We start from the raw sequence: 18,699 nt of genomic DNA, 5'->3' as shown, positions 1-18,699 counted from the left end.
ATTATCAATTCCAGCCCGAAAAATATTATGAGCCAAAAAGTGTTGCTTAACTCCAAAGAGATCAACATCATTCTTCATCGTTTGGCCTGCCAGTTAATAGAAAACCATCCGGGGATGGAGAACACCGTTTTAATTGGAATACAGCCAAGAGGAGTATATCTGGCAAACAGGATCATCAAAATGCTGGAGGAGGAGTACAATATTGGGGATATTCCATATGGTCAACTTGATATCACTTTTTACCGGGATGATTTTAGAAGAAGCGATAAGCCTCTGGAAGCCAATAAGACCAAAATTGATTTTCTTGTAGAAGATAAGAAAGTCATTTTTATAGATGATGTTCTTTATACAGGACGAAGTATAAGAGCAGCACTTACAGCCATCCAATCCTTTGGAAGACCCAGTGAAATTGAGCTCCTCACCTTTATAGACCGTAGGTTTAGCCGCCATTTGCCCATACAACCAGACTATAACGGCAGGCAGGTGGATGCTATTAACGATGAACAGGTGAAAGTACACTGGAAAGAAAATCAGGGAGAAGATGCAGTTTATCTCATTCCAAAATAATAACAGTCAATGAACGAGTTAAGTGTAAATCACTTATTGGGAATTAAATACCTTAACCAGGCCGATATTGATCTTATCTTTAAAACGGCCGATCATTTTAAGGAAGTGATCAACAGGCCAATTAAAAAGGTTCCTTCTCTGCGGGATATTACCATCGCCAATTTATTTTTTGAGAACAGCACCAGGACGAGGTTATCATTTGAACTGGCTGAAAAAAGATTAAGTGCAGATGTGATCAATTTCTCTGCGTCATCCTCATCTGTAAGCAAAGGGGAAACACTTATTGACACCGTAAATAATATACTTTCAATGAAAGTGGATATGGTGGTGATGAGACATCCAAACCCCGGGGCAGGCATTTTTCTTTCAAAACATGTGGATGCCAGCATCATTAATGCCGGTGATGGAACCCACGAACATCCTACACAGGCCCTCCTGGATTCATATTCCATAAGAGAAAGACTTGGAGAAGTGAAAGGTAAGAAGGTTGTTATTGTGGGTGATATACTTCACAGCAGGGTAGCCTTATCAAATATCTTTGCTTTAAAATTACAGGGAGCAGAAGTGAAGGTATGTGGCCCTAAAACCTTGCTTCCAAGATATGTGGAATCTTTGGGGGTAGGAGTGGAGACAAATTTAAGAAAGGCTCTTGAATGGTGTGATGTGGCAAATATGTTAAGGGTGCAGAATGAGAGGATGGAAATAAGTTATTTTCCCAGTACAAGGGAATATACCCAGCAATTTGGAGTCAACAAACAGTTACTGGACTCCCTGGATAAGCAAATTGTGATTATGCACCCCGGGCCAATCAATAGGGGAGTGGAGATCACCAGTGATGTTGCCGATTCCAAACAGGCTATCATCCTGGACCAGGTGCAAAATGGCGTTGCCATTCGAATGGCAGTCATATATTTACTGGCCTCCAAGATTAAACCCTAAGGCAGGAGGAACATTTAAAAGAAAGATTATGAAAATTACAGAGAAAGACAAGTATAAGATACTTGAAGATGAAAAAGGAGATCTTACAGGTTTTGCCACTTATATTTCCCAGAATCACAAAAAGTTTAAAAATGACAATGTGATTATCAATCTCCTGCAAAAAGAACCGGTGCAACTTGAAAATTTACTGTCGTTCCTTGAAATCTCAAATTTACACCGCAGCAATAAAAAATCCTTTGTGATTGTTAGCAGGGAAATTGACATCGATTCTATACCAGAGGAATTGATAGTAGTGCCCACCCTGGTGGAGGCAGAGGATATTATTAATATGGAAGAACTTGAAAGGGAGCTTGGATTTTAAGCTGCTGAAAGAAGAATATAACAGGGTGACGGAGCTTTAATTACAGGAAATATGAAACTTACCATATTAGGATGTTATGCCGCCACTCCCCGAACATTTACCAATCCATCTGCACAAGTACTTGATATTAATAACCACAAATTTCTTATAGATTGTGGGGAAGGTACACAGGTTGAACTAAGGCGCAATAAGGTTAAATTTTCCCGTATCCAGCATATCTTTATTTCCCACCTGCATGGGGACCATTGTTTTGGACTCGTAGGCCTAATTTCTACCTTTAGACTGCTTAACCGGGATACAGACCTTCATATTTACGGTCCAAAAGGAATAAAAGAGATCATTACGCTACAGCTAAAGTTATCCAATTCTTGGACGAATTATCTCTTAATTTTCCATGAACTTGATAGCAAGGAACCTCAGTTGCTTTATGAGGATGATAAGGTTACCGTAGAAACCATTCCGCTTAAGCACCGTATCTACACCAACGGATTTTTATTCAGAGAAAAACCCGGGCCCCGAAAGCTTCTTATAAATGAGATCTCCAGGTATAAGATCGATGTTTCTCTCTACAATAGCGTAAAACAGGGAAAGGATGTGGTTTCAGAGGATGGAAAGCTTATCCCGAACCATTGGGTTACTGCCCCTCCAGATCCACCAAAAAGCTATGCATATTGCAGTGATACGGTTTATGATGAGGGTATAATAGAACAATTGAAGGATGTCTCTGTCCTGTACCACGAATCCACCTTCCTTGAAGAACATTTGGAACTTGCTTTTCCCACCAAACATTCTACTGCCAAACAAGCTGCTGCCATAGCCAAAGGAGCCAACGCTGGCCGGCTTATCCTTGGTCATTTCTCTACCAGATATGGAGATCTCAACCTTTTTAAAACTGAAGCTGAAACAGTTTATTCCAATGTAGCTCTTGCCGATGATGGTAAAATCTTTAATTTGTAAGGCCCTGCCTGTATAATTCCTTAAATCCTTTCCTGTTATTTCTTATTCTATATGATCCCTGTTTGTAGGACGGGGATTACAAATTTTGTTAAAATTTCGATAAATCGCACATTGCGAAGGACAAAACGTGCATTTAATCGATTTTTTGTGTATTTTGGCTATCCCAAATTTACCTAACTAACCTGTTTGCCTATGTACACTATTACTAAAAAAGTGTGTCTTGTCCTTATTTGCGTGTTGACATTTAGCTCCTGCGCTACAGACAATGATCTTCCAGCCGATGATCCAATTAAGACTGCAAACCTTGTAGATTATATCGCCTACAGTTCTATTGAAAAAGATATTATAGTAGCCGTGAATAACTATAGAAGAGATAATGGTCTAAAAGTACTTGGTACCTTAGATGATATCACCCACCAGGCTATCGAACATAATAATTATATGATCGCGAATAAAAAAGTGAGCCATGATAACTTTAATAAAAGATATATTGCCCTTGTAAATGATATAGGAGCCAAAGCAGTTAGCGAAAATATTGGTTTTGGATATCGTACTGCAGAGGCTGTTGTAAATGCCTGGATCAATAGCGATGGTCATAAGGATAATATTGAAGGAGATTTCACCCATTTTGGAATCTCAGTGGAGCAAGACGAGGATGGGAAGAATTATTTTACTAATATATTTGTAAAGAGATAGTAAATGAGATTTCATTTTAATGCCAAATAAATCTGATTAGTCTGCTATGCAGGAAAGGGTTTGACGAGAGTCAGGCCCTTTTTTTATAGTTTATTTTCCAGGAGCCGTTCTGGGCTGTCCAAACCGAAATACAAATCTTTTACCTTAAAAAAATTATCAGGTATGGCCTACAATTCCTGGTTTATATTCTGTACCTAAAGGCACAGGTTGCTTCCCGGATAAAAATTTTCTACCCATAGAAAGTCCCTATGGGACAGTATCACCGGTGGCTGTGCGTACCATTTCCGTCTTCTTTAATTTTATAATCGAGTAGTTAAAAGATATAGATTGAAGGCAAGTGAGAGCGTCAGTTCGCCTTTATTTCATTAGATGCTGAAACGAGTTACCATTGACGTATTCTATTTTTCTTACATTATCCAGGCAGGTTTATAGGCATTATATAGGACCGCTTGTTCTTTTTTGCTGCAATCCTCTCCCTTTGGTCGTCGGTTGCAAAAAAAGAACCAAAAAAGTTTAGGCTTACCAAAGCTTCTCTAAATTTTTCATTCGGTGGCTAAATTTTAGGAACTCGCGGGCAAATAAAATCCTGCGAGAATATTCCGTTGTGCTCAAACAGCCTAAAATTCTTAACGCCCCTCTCATTTCAAATTTTACGATAAGCTTTCGTAGGCCGGGAGAAATTCTGCAAAGAAGAATATTATACTCATTGATGATATTCATACGTCATCACCTCACGCTAATAAAAAAAAATTTATCGGGGTCTCAGCATGACGCTTGAAGGTTCTTTTAGGTTTTATTAGAATGCTTGTGATTAGGTTTAACCGATTAGCGCACATATATTCCATAGTTGCTGTGTCCCGTTAGGGACTATCTGTGGGTAGAATCGAAATGCTATTTTTTTTCCGTGCCTTTAGGTACGGTATATAAATCTCCTGTGTATATTCTTTACCTAACGGCACAGGCTGTTCACCGGATAAAAATTTTCTACCCATAGAAGTCCCTACGGAACAGGAGCACCGGTGGCTGTGCGTGCAATTTTCACATTCTTTAATTTTTATAACCGAGTAGTTAAAAGATAAAGATGAAGGCAGGTGAGAGGGGCGGTAAGTATTAAGATCATTAGATTCTGAAACGTTTTTCAGAAGGACGAATGAAAGTTCTTTTAGGTTTCATAAGAATGCTTGTGATTCGGTTTAAGCGATTAGACTACCTATTTTCCCTAGGTCGTTTGTCCCTTTAGGGAATATCTAGGGATAGAATCGAAATGCTATTTTTTCCCGTGCCTTTCGGTACGGCATATAAATACGCTCTATATATTCTGTACCTACAGGCACAGGTTGCTTCCCAGATAAAAATTTTCTACCCATAGAAAGTCCCTGCGGGACATCTGGCTAAAGGATAGTTCTGGAGGCCAACGATAGGGCTGGCATTGTTTCAGGCGATTGGATGCTGAAACCTTTTTCAGCTGTCGTAGGAAGGTTCTTTTAGGATTCATTAGAATGGTTGTGGTTGGGCTTAAAAAACAATTAGCGCATAGCTATAACAAAGATGCTTTGTCCCGTTAGGGACTATCTATGGGTAGAATCAAAATTAATTTTTTACCTGTGCCTTTCGGGTACGGCATATAAATATCCCGAATATATTCTGTACCTAACGGCACAGGTTGTTCATAGGTATAATAGTTTCCTTCCCATAGAAAGTCTCTATGGGACAGGATCAATAGAAGCAGTTAATAAAAATTCTATGTTTCCAATTTATATTAATGACCTGGTTATGAGAAAAAGGTTTAGGGAAGGTGAGAGGTAAAAAAAAGGGCCCGACTGCTGCCGAACCCATTTTAATCATTTGCCCTAAAACTTTAATTCATTTTTACCACCTTGAAAATAGATCTTCGGTTCATTTGATGGTCTCTTTCTGTGCATTGGTCACAGTCTATTGCAGGTTCTTTTTTACCATAACCTCTGTATTCCACGATCCTATCTTCAGAGATTCCCTTTGATATAAGATAATCATAGGTGGATTTCGCTCTTCTTTCAGCAAGGCCTTCGTTATACTGTTCACTTCCTCTCCTGTCTGTATGCGAACCTATTTCAATTACAAGTTCCGGATATTTGTTCTGCATCAGGTCAACAAGTTTATCCAGCTCCTTTGCAGCATCTGGCCTTATATTATGTTTGTCAAAGTCAAAATAGATGATATCAATTTCAGCTAAATATTCAACATCTTCAATTGGGTCGAGTTCAATATTATAAACCAGTTCATCGCGCTCGTTGCTGTCCATAGAACTAATGCTACCTGTTTTCTCCTCGTACTCAATATGCTTGGCTTCTACAGGATATTCCTTATTCCTGCTTATTTCAGTTTCGTAAGTCCCGTCCTGTTTTGTTTCAAGGAATGCAACCTGATTATTATTCTCATCAAATAAGCGAATGGTTGCATTTGGAACAGGTCTTTTGTTGATAGCATCTGTCACAGTACCTTTTAAAATTAACGGATTTAAAAGATTATACCCGTAGATATTATCGATTCCACCTTCACGATTTGAAGCAAAATAACCTGTATTATTGCCATTCATCATGAAATAGGCGAAGTCGTCCATATTGCTGTTCACAGGTTCTCCAAGGTTGGTTACCTTAATTCCCATTTGTCCAAGATCTACCTTGAATATATCCATCATTCCCATTCCAAGGTGGCCATTGGAAGAAAAATACAGTACATTATATTCAGTTACAAAAGGAAAGGCCTCATCCTGGGGGGTATTGATCTCTTTTCCCAGGTTAGATGGTATTCCATATTCGTTTTCACCAAGGATCTCAACTTTATAAATGTCTGTCCCTCCCAAACCTCCAGGCATATCTGAAGCGAAATAAAGGGTCTTTTCATCGGCAGAAAGCGCAGGGTGGCCCACTGAGTAGGAGTCACTGTTAAACGGCAGTTCTACCACATCTTTCCACTGTCCATTAACATTGGTTGCCCGGTAGATCTTAAGGTGATTTGTTTTATCCTTATCGCGCTTACCCTGTTTATTATTCAGATAATTGTTGCGGTTAAAATACATATATCTGCCATCCTTTGTTATAGTTAAAGGTCCGTCGTGTAATACTGTGTTCACATCACCCGGTAGGGCTGTAACATTTCCTGCTTCAAATTGATATATATCCAAAAACGGCTCTCCCGTCCAGGAATAAGTCTTACTTTTCTTTGACATCCCATCATCCCTGGAGGAAACAAAATATACTCTTCCGTCCTTTTCATAGGCTCCGAAATCACTGAAACCGGAGTTAAAGTTCACACCATTAAGTGAATACTCATCGGCTATCTCGATATCTGAAACATCTCCCTCCAGCATCCTGTCAACATTTTGAGTATTACCTTTGGAGTTTCTGTATTTTTGTAACCATTCCCGGGATTCCTCGTATCGCATAACCCCTCTTAATGCCTGTGCGTACTTATAATAATATTCAGGAGAGACGTTAGGGTCATTTACAATCTCCTCGTAATATGCCACCGCCTGTGAAGGCCTGCGAAGTTTTATGTAACTGTCTCCAAGCTTTTGCTTGTTGTAGAGGGTATTATGGTCCCTTTCCACAAGGTCTTTATAAACCTCTACAGCTTCTGTATAAGCAAGGTCATTAAAGAGCCTGTCGGCTTTTCTTTGCTTTGCATTTTGAGCTGAACTTATAAAACTATTTCCAATGAATAGTAGAATTAATAAGTAGTTGAAATTCCTCATAATAGCTTTATTATAGTTTAGAAAAATCTTGGGGATTTGAATTTGGTGTTCTTATACCTCATTTCATAAATCAGGATGATCTCGTGGGATCCTGAAGTATATGGCCTAAGGTCTGAGATTGAGTACTCGTAAGCATATCCAATCCTTAATGGTTCAAAGATCTGGAAATCGAGAAAGGCTCCTATTGCATCATCAATCCTGTAGGTGGCACCAAGGTAAAGCTTCTCATCATAGATCACGGTTCCCGACATATCAAACGAAAGCGGTGCTCCCGATGTTACTTTTGCAAGAGCGGTAGGCCGTAGTTTCCAGGTATCACTAAGATCAAAAACATAACCCCCGGTTAGATAATAATGAACCTGCTCCAGGGCGACGTATTCGCTAAATTCATTGTTGTTATTGTTGATCAATTTAGGAGCTGAAAGTCCTACGTACCAGTCCTGTGAAGATAAATATAACCCGGCCCCCACATTGGGAGTCCAGCGATTAAATTGCTCCCTGAAGAAAGGATCTTGTAATACACTTGGCTCAGTAAATAAATTCTCATCAAGATTGTAGTAGCTAAATCCACCCTTGGCACCAAAGGAAAGGGTAACATCGTCACTCACATTGATAGTGTAAGAGAAATCCCCATACAAATAGGTGTAGTTCTCATACCCGGTCTTATCATTGATCACAGAAAGGCCCAGACCAACTTTCTCATTGGAAAGAGGGGAGTGGATAGAAAAGGTTTGTGTACGTGGTGCACCTTCAATTCCTTCCCACTGGCTACGGTGAAGTGCCGTTAGAGATAGTCCATCCCTGTTCCCGGCATAGGCAGGGTTTATCGCTATGGTATTATACATATATTGAGTGAATTGCGGTAGTTGTTGTGCCCGGGCAGAGGACAATCCCACAAAAAGTATCAATATGAGGATGTAATAATTTTTCATTTGATTTGGTTTATTTAGTTCCTAAGTAGATGTAACCCTGGATTGGCTCAAAACCACTTCCATTTATTTCAAGAATATAAAAGTAGGTACCTGAAGGTAGCTGGTTTGAGGAAGTTACAGACCTGTCTGAATTTCCATTCCAGTCATTCTGGTAGTTTGCTGCAGAGTATACCTGTGACCCCCATCTATTAAAGATTTTTACATTGTAGGTGAAACCACAATCTGTATTCAGGTTTACCGTGAAAAAGTCATTATATCCGTCTCCATTGGGAGTAACTGCTTTTGAAATGCTATCCTTGATATCCTGGAATCCACAGGGAAGAACCACACAAAGATCATTGATGCTCACAGCAACCATCGTTGTTGAAGGACATTCCCCACCCAGATTGTAGGTGAAGGTATAGTTTCCAACCGGCAGCAGGGAAGGATCAATTCTGCTTCCTGTAAGGGCACCAGTTTGGGTTGGATCGCTCCAGGAACCTGAATCGTCATAATCCCCCAGCAATAGTTCAAAAAGATCAAAGGTCTCATCTTCAATACATAGGTCTACAGTAGTGGTTTCTATAGCAACCGCGCCCTGTACCGTGTTAATGGTCACTTCCACAGCCTGGGAAACACATCCTTCTTCATTTCGTGCGGTTAAAGAATAGATACCCGGTGCAAGTTGTGTAAATTCACCTTCAGCCTGGTAATCTGTACCATTTATGCTGTAGGTAACACCCTCTTCTACATCCACAGTGAAAGATCCCGTTGCCACCTCACAAGATGGTTGAACCACAGCAAGAACCTGAGGAGAAGGAAGAGTGGAGGATTCAGTGATCTCAACTTCTGTAAGAGCCGACATACATCCTGTTTCATTCATCGCGGCTACAAAATAGATCCCCGGCTCCAGGCCTTCAAAGTTTCCTGAAGTAGTATACGTTTCTCCATCAATACTATATTCCAGTCCGTTAACCACCTGTACCGAAAATGATCCTGTTGCAACACCACATCCAGGCTGACTCACAGAGGATACCACCGGAGCGGCAGGAGTTGCAGGTTGTGCATTTATTGTTACTGAAACAGCCTCAGTAACACATCCCTGAGCGGTTCTTGCAGTTACAGTATAAGTACCTGCGGAAAGCCCTTCAAAAGTAGTAGTTGCAGTGTATGAACCACCATTTATATTATATTCAAGACCTTCAACAGCAGTAATGCTGAAAGATCCGGTTTCTGCATCACAGGTTGGTTGTGTAACCGAAGCTACAACAGGGGCGTCGATTTCAATTACAATTACTGTTTGAGTCTGAGTGGAAGTGTTTCCATTTCCATCATCGAAAGTCCAGGTTACAGTATAAGTTCCCTGCTCAGTATAAGTAAGAGCATCTTCAGTAGTTCCGTTGATAGTTCCACCACAATTATCAGTGGCAGTTGGAACAACAGATACCGTTGCAGAACACTCACCTGTTACGTTTGGAAGTTCAGCTACATCAGCTACAGGAGCAGTAACGTCATCAACGATCACTGTTTGAGTCTGAGTGGAAGTGTTTCCATTTCCATCATCGAAAGTCCAGGTTACAATATAAGTTCCCTGTTCAGTATAAGTAAGAGCATCTTCAGTAGTTCCTTCTATAGTTCCACCGCAATTATCAGTGGCAGTTGGAACAGCAGCTACAGTTGCAGAACATTCACCTGTTACGGTTGGAAGTTCAGCTACATCGGCTACAGGAGCAGTTACATCTTCTACAATTACAGTTTGAGTCTGAGTGGAAGTGTTTCCGTTTCCATCATCAAAAGTCCAGGTTACGGTATAAGTTCCCTGCTCAATATAAGTAAGAGCATCTTCAGTCGTTCCTTCTATAGTTCCACCACAATTGTCGGTGGCAGTAGGAACAACAGCTACAGTTGCAGAACACACACCGGTTACGGTTGGAAGTTCAGCTACATCGGCTACAGGAGCAGTTACATCTTCTACAATTACAGTTTGCGTCTGAGTGGAAGTGTTTCCATTACCATCATCAAAAGTCCAGGTAATCGTATAAGTTCCCTGTTCGTTATAAGTCAACGGATCTGAAGTGGTACCGTTAAATTTCTCACCACTGCAATTATCGGTTGCAGTTGGAATAGCATCTACAGTTACAAAACATTCCGCAGTTATCGTTGGAAGGTCATTCAAGTCCGCCACCGGAGCGCTGGTATCATTCACTTCCACAGTTTGAGTCTGAGTGGAAGTATTTCCGTTCCCATCATCGTAGGTCCATGTTATAGTGAAGGTACCTTGCTCTTCATAAGTTAGAGGATCATTGGTAGTTCCTTCAATAGTTCCTTCGCAGTTATCAGTTGCGGTAGGTACAGTAGTTACTGTTACTGAACAACCTCCAGTTAATGTTTCTAAAGTTGTTACATCAGCTACAGCAGCAGTAACATCTTCTACAATTACAGTCTGCGTCTGAGTGGAAGTGTTTCCATTTCCATCATCAAATGTCCAGGTTACAATATAAGTTCCCTGCTCGGTATAAGTAAGAGCATCTTCAGTAGTACCGTTGATAGTTCCACCACAATTATCAGTGGCAGTTGGAACAACAGCTACAGTTGCAGAACATTCACCAGTTACGGATGGAAGCTCAGCTACATCGGCTACAGGAGCAGTTACATCTTCTACAATTACAGTCTGAGTCTGAGTGGAAGTGTTTCCGTTTCCATCATCAAAAGTCCAGGTTACAGTATAAGTACCCTGTTCAGTATAAATAAGAGCATCTTCAGTAGTACCGTTGATAGTTCCACCACAGTTGTCGGTGGCAGTAGGAACAACAGCTACAGTTGCAGAACACTCACCGGTTACGGTTGGAAGTTCAGCTACATCGGCTACAGGAGCAGTTACATCTTCTACAATTACAGTTTGCGTCTGAGTGGAAGTGTTTCCATTACCATCATCAAAAGTCCAGGTAATCGTATAAGTTCCCTGTTCGTTATAAGTCAACGGATCTGAAGTGGTACCGTTAAATTTCTCACCACTGCAATTATCGGTTGCAGTTGGAATAGCATCTACAGTTACAAAACATTCCGCAGTTATCGTTGGAAGGTCATTCAAGTCCGCCACCGGAGCGCTGGTATCATTCACTTCCACAGTTTGAGTCTGAGTGGAAGTATTTCCGTTCCCATCATCGTAGGTCCATGTTATAGTGAAGGTACCTTGCTCTTCATAAGTTAGAGGATCATTGGTAGTTCCTTCAATAGTTCCTTCGCAGTTATCAGTTGCGGTAGGTACAGCAGTTACTGTTACTGAACAACCTCCAGTTAATGTTTCTAAAGTTGTTACATCAGCTACAGCAGCAGTAACATCTTCTACAATTACAGTCTGCGTCTGAGTGGAAGTGTTTCCATTTCCATCATCAAAAGTCCAGGTTACAGTATAAGTTCCCTGCTCAGTATAAGTAAGAGCATCTTCAGTAGTTCCGTTGATAGTTCCACCACAATTATCAGTGGCAGTTGGAACAACACTTACAGTTGCAGAACATTCACCAGTTACGGATGGAAGCTCAGCTACATCGGCTACAGGAGCGGTAACGTCATCAACGATCACTGTTTGTTCCTGTATTGTGATATTTCCATTACCATCATCAAATGTCCAGGTTACAGTATAAGTTCCCTGCTCGGTATAAGTAAGAGCATCTTCAGTAGTTCCGTTAATAGTTCCACCACAATTATCAGTGGCAGTTGGAACAACACTTACAGTTGCAGAGCATTCTCCGGTTACGGTTGGAAGTTCAGCTACATCAGCTACTGGAGCCGTAACATCATCAACAATTACTGTTTGAGTTTGAGTGGAAGTGTTTCCGTTTCCATCGTTGAAAGTCCAGGTTACAATATAAGTTCCCTGTTCAGTATAAGTAAGAGCATCTTCAGTAGTTCCTTCTATAGTTCCACCGCAATTATCAGTGGCAGTTGGAACAGCAGCTACAGTTGCAGAACATTCACCTGTTACGGTTGGAAGTTCAGCTACATCGGCTACAGGAGCAGTTACATCTTCTACAATTACAGTTTGAGTCTGAGTGGAAGTGTTTCCGTTTCCATCATCAAAAGTCCAGGTTACGGTATAAGTTCCCTGTTCGTTATAAGTCAACGGATCTGAAGTGGTACCGTTAAATTTCTCACCACTGCAATTATCGGTTGCAGTTGGAATAGCATCTACAGTTACAAAACATTCCGCAGTTATCGTTGGAAGGTCATTCAAGTCCGCCACCGGAGCGCTGGTATCATTCACTTCCACAGTTTGAGTCTGAGTGGAAGTATTTCCGTTCCCATCATCGTAGGTCCATGTTATAGTGAAGGTACCTTGCTCTTCATAAGTTAGAGGATCATTGGTAGTTCCTTCAATAGTTCCTTCGCAGTTATCAGTTGCGGTAGGTACAGTAGTTACTGTTACTGAACAACCTCCAGTTAATGTTTCTAAAGTTGTTACATCAGCTACAGCAGCAGTAACATCTTCTACAATTACAGTCTGCGTCTGAGTGGAAGTGTTTCCATTTCCATCATCAAATGTCCAGGTTACAATATAAGTTCCCTGCTCGGTATAAGTAAGAGCATCTTCAGTAGTACCGTTGATAGTTCCACCACAATTATCAGTGGCAGTTGGAACAACAGCTACAGTTGCAGAACATTCACCAGTTACGGATGGAAGCTCAGCTACATCGGCTACAGGAGCAGTTACATCTTCTACAATTACAGTCTGAGTCTGAGTGGAAGTGTTTCCGTTTCCATCATCAAAAGTCCAGGTTACAGTATAAGTACCCTGTTCAGTATAAATAAGAGCATCTTCAGTAGTACCGTTGATAGTTCCACCACAGTTGTCGGTGGCAGTAGGAACAACAGCTACAGTTGCAGAACACTCACCGGTTACGGTTGGAAGTTCAGCTACATCGGCTACAGGAGCAGTTACATCTTCTACAATTACAGTTTGCGTCTGAGTGGAAGTGTTTCCATTACCATCATCAAAAGTCCAGGTAATCGTATAAGTTCCCTGTTCGTTATAAGTCAACGGATCTGAAGTGGTACCGTTAAATTTCTCACCACTGCAATTATCGGTTGCAGTTGGAATAGCATCTACAGTTACAAAACATTCCGCAGTTATCGTTGGAAGGTCATTCAAGTCCGCCACCGGAGCGCTGGTATCATTCACTTCCACAGTTTGAGTCTGAGTGGAAGTATTTCCGTTCCCATCATCGTAGGTCCATGTTATAGTGAAGGTACCTTGCTCTTCATAAGTTAGAGGATCATTGGTAGTTCCTTCAATAGTTCCTTCGCAGTTATCAGTTGCGGTAGGTACAGCAGTTACTGTTACTGAACAACCTCCAGTTAATGTTTCTAAAGTTGTTACATCAGCTACAGCAGCAGTAACATCTTCTACAATTACAGTCTGCGTCTGAGTGGAAGTGTTTCCATTTCCATCATCAAAAGTCCAGGTTACAGTATAAGTTCCCTGCTCAGTATAAGTAAGAGCATCTTCAGTAGTTCCGTTGATAGTTCCACCACAATTATCAGTGGCAGTTGGAACAACACTTACAGTTGCAGAACATTCACCAGTTACGGATGGAAGCTCAGCTACATCGGCTACAGGAGCGGTAACGTCATCAACGATCACTGTTTGTTCCTGTATTGTGATATTTCCATTACCATCATCAAATGTCCAGGTTACAGTATAAGTTCCCTGCTCGGTATAAGTAAGAGCATCTTCAGTAGTTCCGTTAATAGTTCCACCACAATTATCGGTGGCGGTTGGCACAACAGCTACAGTTGCAGAACATTCACCTGTTACGGTAGGAAGTTCAGCTACATCAGGCACAGGAGCAGTAACGTCATCAACAATTACTGTTTGTTCCTGGGTAGTGATATTTCCATTTCCATCATCAAAGGTCCAGGTTACGGTATAAGTTCCCTGCTCGTTATACGTAAGTGCATCTTCAGTAGTTCCTTCTATAGTTCCACCACAATTGTCAGTGGCAGTAGGAACAACAGCTACAGTTGCAGAACATTCACCTGTTACGGTTGGAAGTTCAGCTACATCTGCTACAGGAGCAGTTACGTCCTCAACGATCACTGTTTGTTCCTGTGTGGTGATATTTCCATTACCATCATCAAAAGTCCAGGTTACAGTATAAGTTCCCTGCTCGTTATACGTAAGTGCATCTTCAGTAGTTCCTTCTATAGTTCCACCGCAATTATCAGTGGCAGTTGGAACAGCAGCTACAGTTGCAGAACACTCACCGGTTACGGTTGGAAGTTCAGCTACATCGGCTACAGGAGCAGTTACATCTTCTACAATTACAGTTTGAGTTTGAGTGGAAGTGTTTCCATTTCCATCATCAAAAGTCCAGGTAATCGTATAAGTTCCCTGTTCGTTATAAGTCAACGGATCTGAAGTGGTACCGTTAAATTTCTCACCACTGCAATTATCGGTTGCAGTTGGAATAGCATCTACAGTTACAAAGCATTCCGCAGTTATCGTTGGAAGGTCATTCAAGTCCGCCACCGGAGCGCTGGTATCATTCACTTCCACAGTTTGAGTCTGAGTGGAAGTATTTCCGTTCCCATCATCGTAGGTCCATGTTATAGTAAAGGTACCTTGCTCTTCATAAGTTAGAGGATCATTGGTAGTTCCTTCAATAGTTCCTTCGCAGTTATCAGTTGCGGTAGGTACAGTGATTACTGTTACTGAACAACCTCCAGTTAATGTTTCTAAAGTTGTTACATCAGCTACAGGAGCAGTAACATCTTCTACAATTATAGTTTGCGTCTGAGTGGAAGTGTTTCCATTTCCATCATCAAATGTCCAGGTTACAATATAAGTTCCCTGCTCGGTATAAGTAAGAGCATCTTCAGTAGTACCGTTGATAGTTCCACCACAATTATCAGTGGCAGTTGGAACAACAGCTACAGTTGCAGAACACTCACCGGTTACGGTTGGAAGTTCAGCTACATCGGCTACAGGAGCAGTTACATCTTCTACAATTACAGTTTGAGTTTGAGTGGAAGTGTTTCCATTACCATCATCAAATGTCCAGGTTACAGTATAAGTTCCCTGCTCGGTATAAGTAAGAGCATCTTCAGTAGTACCGTTGATAGTTCCACCACAATTGTCGGTGGCGGTTGGCACAACAGCTACAGTTGCAGAACATTCACCTGTTACGGTAGGAAGTTCAGCTACATCAGGCACAGGAGCAGTAACGTCATCAACAATTACTGTTTGTTCCTGGGTAGTGATATTTCCATTTCCATCATCAAAGGTCCAGGTTACGGTATAAGTTCCCTGCTCGTTATACGTAAGTGCATCTTCAGTAGTTCCTTCTATAGTTCCACCACAATTGTCAGTGGCAGTAGGAACAACAGCTACAGTTGCAGAACATTCACCTGTTACGGTTGGAAGTTCAGCTACATCTGCTACAGGAGCAGTTACGTCCTCAACGATCACTGTTTGTTCCTGTGTGGTGATATTTCCATTACCATCATCAAAAGTCCAGGTTACAGTATAAGTTCCCTGCCCGGTATAAGTAAGAGCATCTTCAGTAGTTCCGTTGATAGTTCCTCCACAATTGTCGGTGGCAGTTGGAACAACAGCTACAGTTGCAGAACACTCACCTGTTACAGTTGGAAGTTCAGCTACATTAGCTACAGGAGCAGTAACATCTTCTACAATTACAGTTTGAGTCTGAGTGGAAGTGTTTCCGTTTCCATCATCAAAAGTCCAGGTTACGGTATAAGTTCCCTGCTCGGTATAAGTAAGAGCATCTTCAGTAGTTCCGTTAATAGTTCCACCACAATTATCGGTAGCGGTTGGAACAACACTTACAGTTGCAGAACACTCACCGGTTACGGTTGGAAGTTCAGCTACATCGGGTACAGGAGCTTCATTATCAGTTACGGTTACAGTAAAACTGGTAGTAACCGAGTTTCCTGAAGCATCGGTAGCGGTATAAGTAACGGTGCTAATTCCTACCGGGAATTCACCTCCGGAGGCTAAACCTTCTGTTAAGCTCACTTCAGTTCCTTCGCAATTATCCGTAGCAATTGGAACTTCATAGTTCACAACGGCACCACATAATCCTGCATCAACGTTTATATTTATATCCTCTAATTCTGAAAGAACCGGATCTTCTGTGTCGGGAATTTCAACTATTTCAATTTCTGTAGTAGCTGAGATACAGTCTCCATTTATAAATCTTGCACTTATATAGTAATTGTTTGGCGACAAATTATCGAAATTACCAGTAGATTGGTAGTTCTCTCCATCTATACTGTACTCAACTCCATCCATTACAACAATTGAAATTGTACCATTGTTGAGATCACAGGTTGTGTCTAAAGTGGAAGCTACAACTGGGGAATCCGGTGTATGAGATTGTGCATTTACAACGACATCTTCGCTTGCAGCAGAAGTACAACCACCTGTATTGGTTACAGTAAAGTTGTAAGTTCCTCCATTGGCAGTTACCAATCCTGAATCTGAAATGCTAACTACATCAGGATTGAAGTTATAAGTGTTAGCTGAATCGAAATCTGCAATTTGAAAAGATCCGGTTGCAACATCGCAAGTTGGTTGAGTAACTGTTCCTTCAATTGCTCCTACTGGTGTGTCTCTAACTTCAACAATAAACGGTATATAGCAGGTGGAAGAACCTTTTAAGGTTGCATAATAAGTAGTAGAACCTACAGTATTAGGAAGACTTACGTTATATTCTATAGCCTCATTGATAGGAAATTGATTATATATACGAGAACCTTCAGGTAAAATTATTTTAATATCAGTTACAGGAATTTCAGATTCACTCTTGCAATAATTAAATACTAAATCATCTGGAGTTTCCTGACAATTGTCGGCTATGTAAGAGGTTGCATTAATTTTCACCATTAAATTATCGGAAACAGGTTGGCCCTGGCATGCCCCATCTTTCTGATATCCCTGAATAACACCCACATTATTGAAGGTGGTACCGGTAATTTTTCCTTTACCGCTTAAATTACCAGTGATAGGAATTGTAAAGCCATCACCGCATACAGAATTTTTCAGTATAGTACAATTGGTGGTTACCTTAAACTTTACTGTAAGATCTGCCAATATATTATTGGTATTGGAACTTACCGGAAGACTGCCTATGTTCCACACAAGGGAACCATTGATACCCAAATTAGGATTGTAAGTCAAATTATTTGGGGACGGAGCAGGCGTAAAGTAAATATTATTTTGAACCGAATTTGGAATATATTCCACGTTAAAGGGAACGGGAATTATCAATTCAGCATTATCAATTGCTTCCGTTCCTTTATTCTTTACTTCCACTTTATAAGTGATCTCTTCTCCGGGCTGGGCACTATAGGGAGCGTTAACCGGATTATTGTTAATTGAAGTAATGGAGCCCACTCCTTCAATTTTGGGAATATAGGCATCTACCGACATTACCATGTTAAAGATGATATAAGTATCCTGAGTAGAACCGTACCGGAATTTTGTAGAAGTTTGATTATTTCCTATAACATTATTGTTGGCATTTGGGATGGTAAACATACTTATATCCAATCCTGTATTATTGATCAAATTTGGATTTCGGATCCCTTCGGTTTCTATAGAGGAATTGAAAAAATTATTAGTTGCGTTTGCACTGTGGCTAAGGCTTAACCAACCATTATCACTCTTTTTCTGAATTTGAAAATAATCGCCGGAAATAGCATTGTCACCTTCCCCAGCCATAAAGCCTAATTTTACATTTACATTTCCGCTTTGTGCAGTGTTAAATCCTGAAACCGGCAATTCATAATTGGTGGTAATATTTCCTGCTACAAAAGCATAACCATCAAAAACTGTCACATCGCGAAGGTTCATTTGCGCATTTTCATATATTACAACCATTCCCCAGCCGCCGTAAAATCCTATTGCCCCACCATTTCCAGTGGTAAGTTCCATATCAGCAACCCAATAATCCCCTGTTCCTCCGGCTTTCACTAAATCTGTAACTTCTACATAAGCCACGTACATATTGTCATCTCCTGGAAATCTTATATTATCCGGATTTGCAGTGAGCTCTTTGTAAGAAGCATCTGGAGCTTTAAATTTAACTGTTCTCTTGGATCTACTGCTGTTATTGTTGGCGGTTCTTCCCGTCCAGTACAATCCGGCATATACTACATTAGAGCATATTGGATTTGCATCATTTTCAGTTGAAAATGTAAGTTGCGCCATCGACGAATTGCTGGTATTGCTGTCATTGTCTACATCTACCAGAATCATGGTATTATTACTGTTTGTCCTGCTGGTAGAATAATTTTGAAGGGTCAAGTTGGTGTTCCCTATCATGGTAAAGTCACCATTAAGGTTATAGACCTTTTTATTTGGCGTACTTGTAGAAGTACGCTGATTAAAATCTACCCGTACCTGTGCATATATTTGCACAGAATTTCCTAAAATAACAACAAGAAGCAGTATCCAGAAATTTTTTAAACTTCCAGGAATAGCTTTGAAATAGTTTTTTTCCATAGTAACTCTT

Annotated in this window: 8 protein-coding genes; 5 read left to right on the top strand and 3 right to left on the bottom strand. The window is 40.7% G+C overall.

Going from position 1 to position 18,699, the window contains the following annotated elements:
* Window positions 1-27 precede the first annotated feature (27 nt).
* The 5 genes from pyrR (at window position 28) to FHG64_RS02110 (ending at window position 3,520) form a co-directional block, all read left to right on the top strand.
* Complete coding sequence (gene pyrR, locus FHG64_RS02130) at window positions 28-567, top strand: bifunctional pyr operon transcriptional regulator/uracil phosphoribosyltransferase PyrR (RefSeq protein WP_139064864.1); 540 nt, start codon at window positions 28-30, stop codon at window positions 565-567.
* A 9-nt stretch (window positions 568-576) separates the two neighbouring features.
* Window positions 577-1,506 (top strand): aspartate carbamoyltransferase catalytic subunit, encoded by a 930-nt coding sequence (locus FHG64_RS02125; RefSeq protein WP_139064863.1) that lies wholly within the window; start codon window positions 577-579, stop codon window positions 1,504-1,506.
* A gap of 28 nt (window positions 1,507-1,534) precedes the next feature.
* On the top strand, window positions 1,535-1,867 hold the full coding sequence (locus tag FHG64_RS02120; protein WP_139064862.1) for a ribonuclease Z: 333 nt from the start codon (window positions 1,535-1,537) through the stop codon (window positions 1,865-1,867).
* A 51-nt stretch (window positions 1,868-1,918) separates the two neighbouring features.
* Window positions 1,919-2,824: a ribonuclease Z gene (locus FHG64_RS02115; protein WP_139064861.1), complete on the top strand. Its 906-nt coding sequence runs from the start codon at window positions 1,919-1,921 to the stop codon at window positions 2,822-2,824.
* Between the two features lie 192 nt (window positions 2,825-3,016).
* A complete protein-coding gene (locus FHG64_RS02110; protein ID WP_139064860.1) occupies window positions 3,017-3,520 on the top strand; it encodes a CAP domain-containing protein in 504 nt (167 codons plus the stop codon).
* A gap of 1,858 nt (window positions 3,521-5,378) precedes the next feature.
* Here FHG64_RS02110 and FHG64_RS02105 read toward each other — a convergent pair.
* Genes FHG64_RS02105 through FHG64_RS02095 form a run of 3 tightly spaced genes read right to left on the bottom strand, consistent with a single transcriptional unit; the run spans window position 5,379 to window position 18,689 of the window.
* Window positions 5,379-7,253, bottom strand: coding sequence for an OmpA family protein (locus FHG64_RS02105; RefSeq protein WP_139064859.1), 1,875 nt, complete (start codon window positions 7,251-7,253; stop codon window positions 5,379-5,381).
* Window positions 7,254-7,270: 17 nt separating this feature from the next.
* Window positions 7,271-8,185 carry a PorP/SprF family type IX secretion system membrane protein gene (locus tag FHG64_RS02100; RefSeq protein ID WP_139064858.1) on the bottom strand — a complete coding sequence of 305 codons (915 nt, stop codon included), beginning with the start codon at window positions 8,183-8,185 and terminating at the stop codon, window positions 7,271-7,273.
* A gap of 10 nt (window positions 8,186-8,195) precedes the next feature.
* The gene (locus tag FHG64_RS02095; protein ID WP_139064857.1) at window positions 8,196-18,689 is read right to left on the bottom strand and encodes an HYR-like domain-containing protein; all 10,494 of its coding nucleotides are present in this window, start codon (window positions 18,687-18,689) and stop codon (window positions 8,196-8,198) included.
* Window positions 18,690-18,699 lie beyond the last annotated feature (10 nt).

This window comes from Antarcticibacterium flavum, from assembly GCF_006159205.1.
Lineage (GTDB): Bacteria > Bacteroidota > Bacteroidia > Flavobacteriales > Flavobacteriaceae > Gillisia > Gillisia flava.
This window is presented reverse-complemented; position numbering and strand designations above follow the sequence as displayed.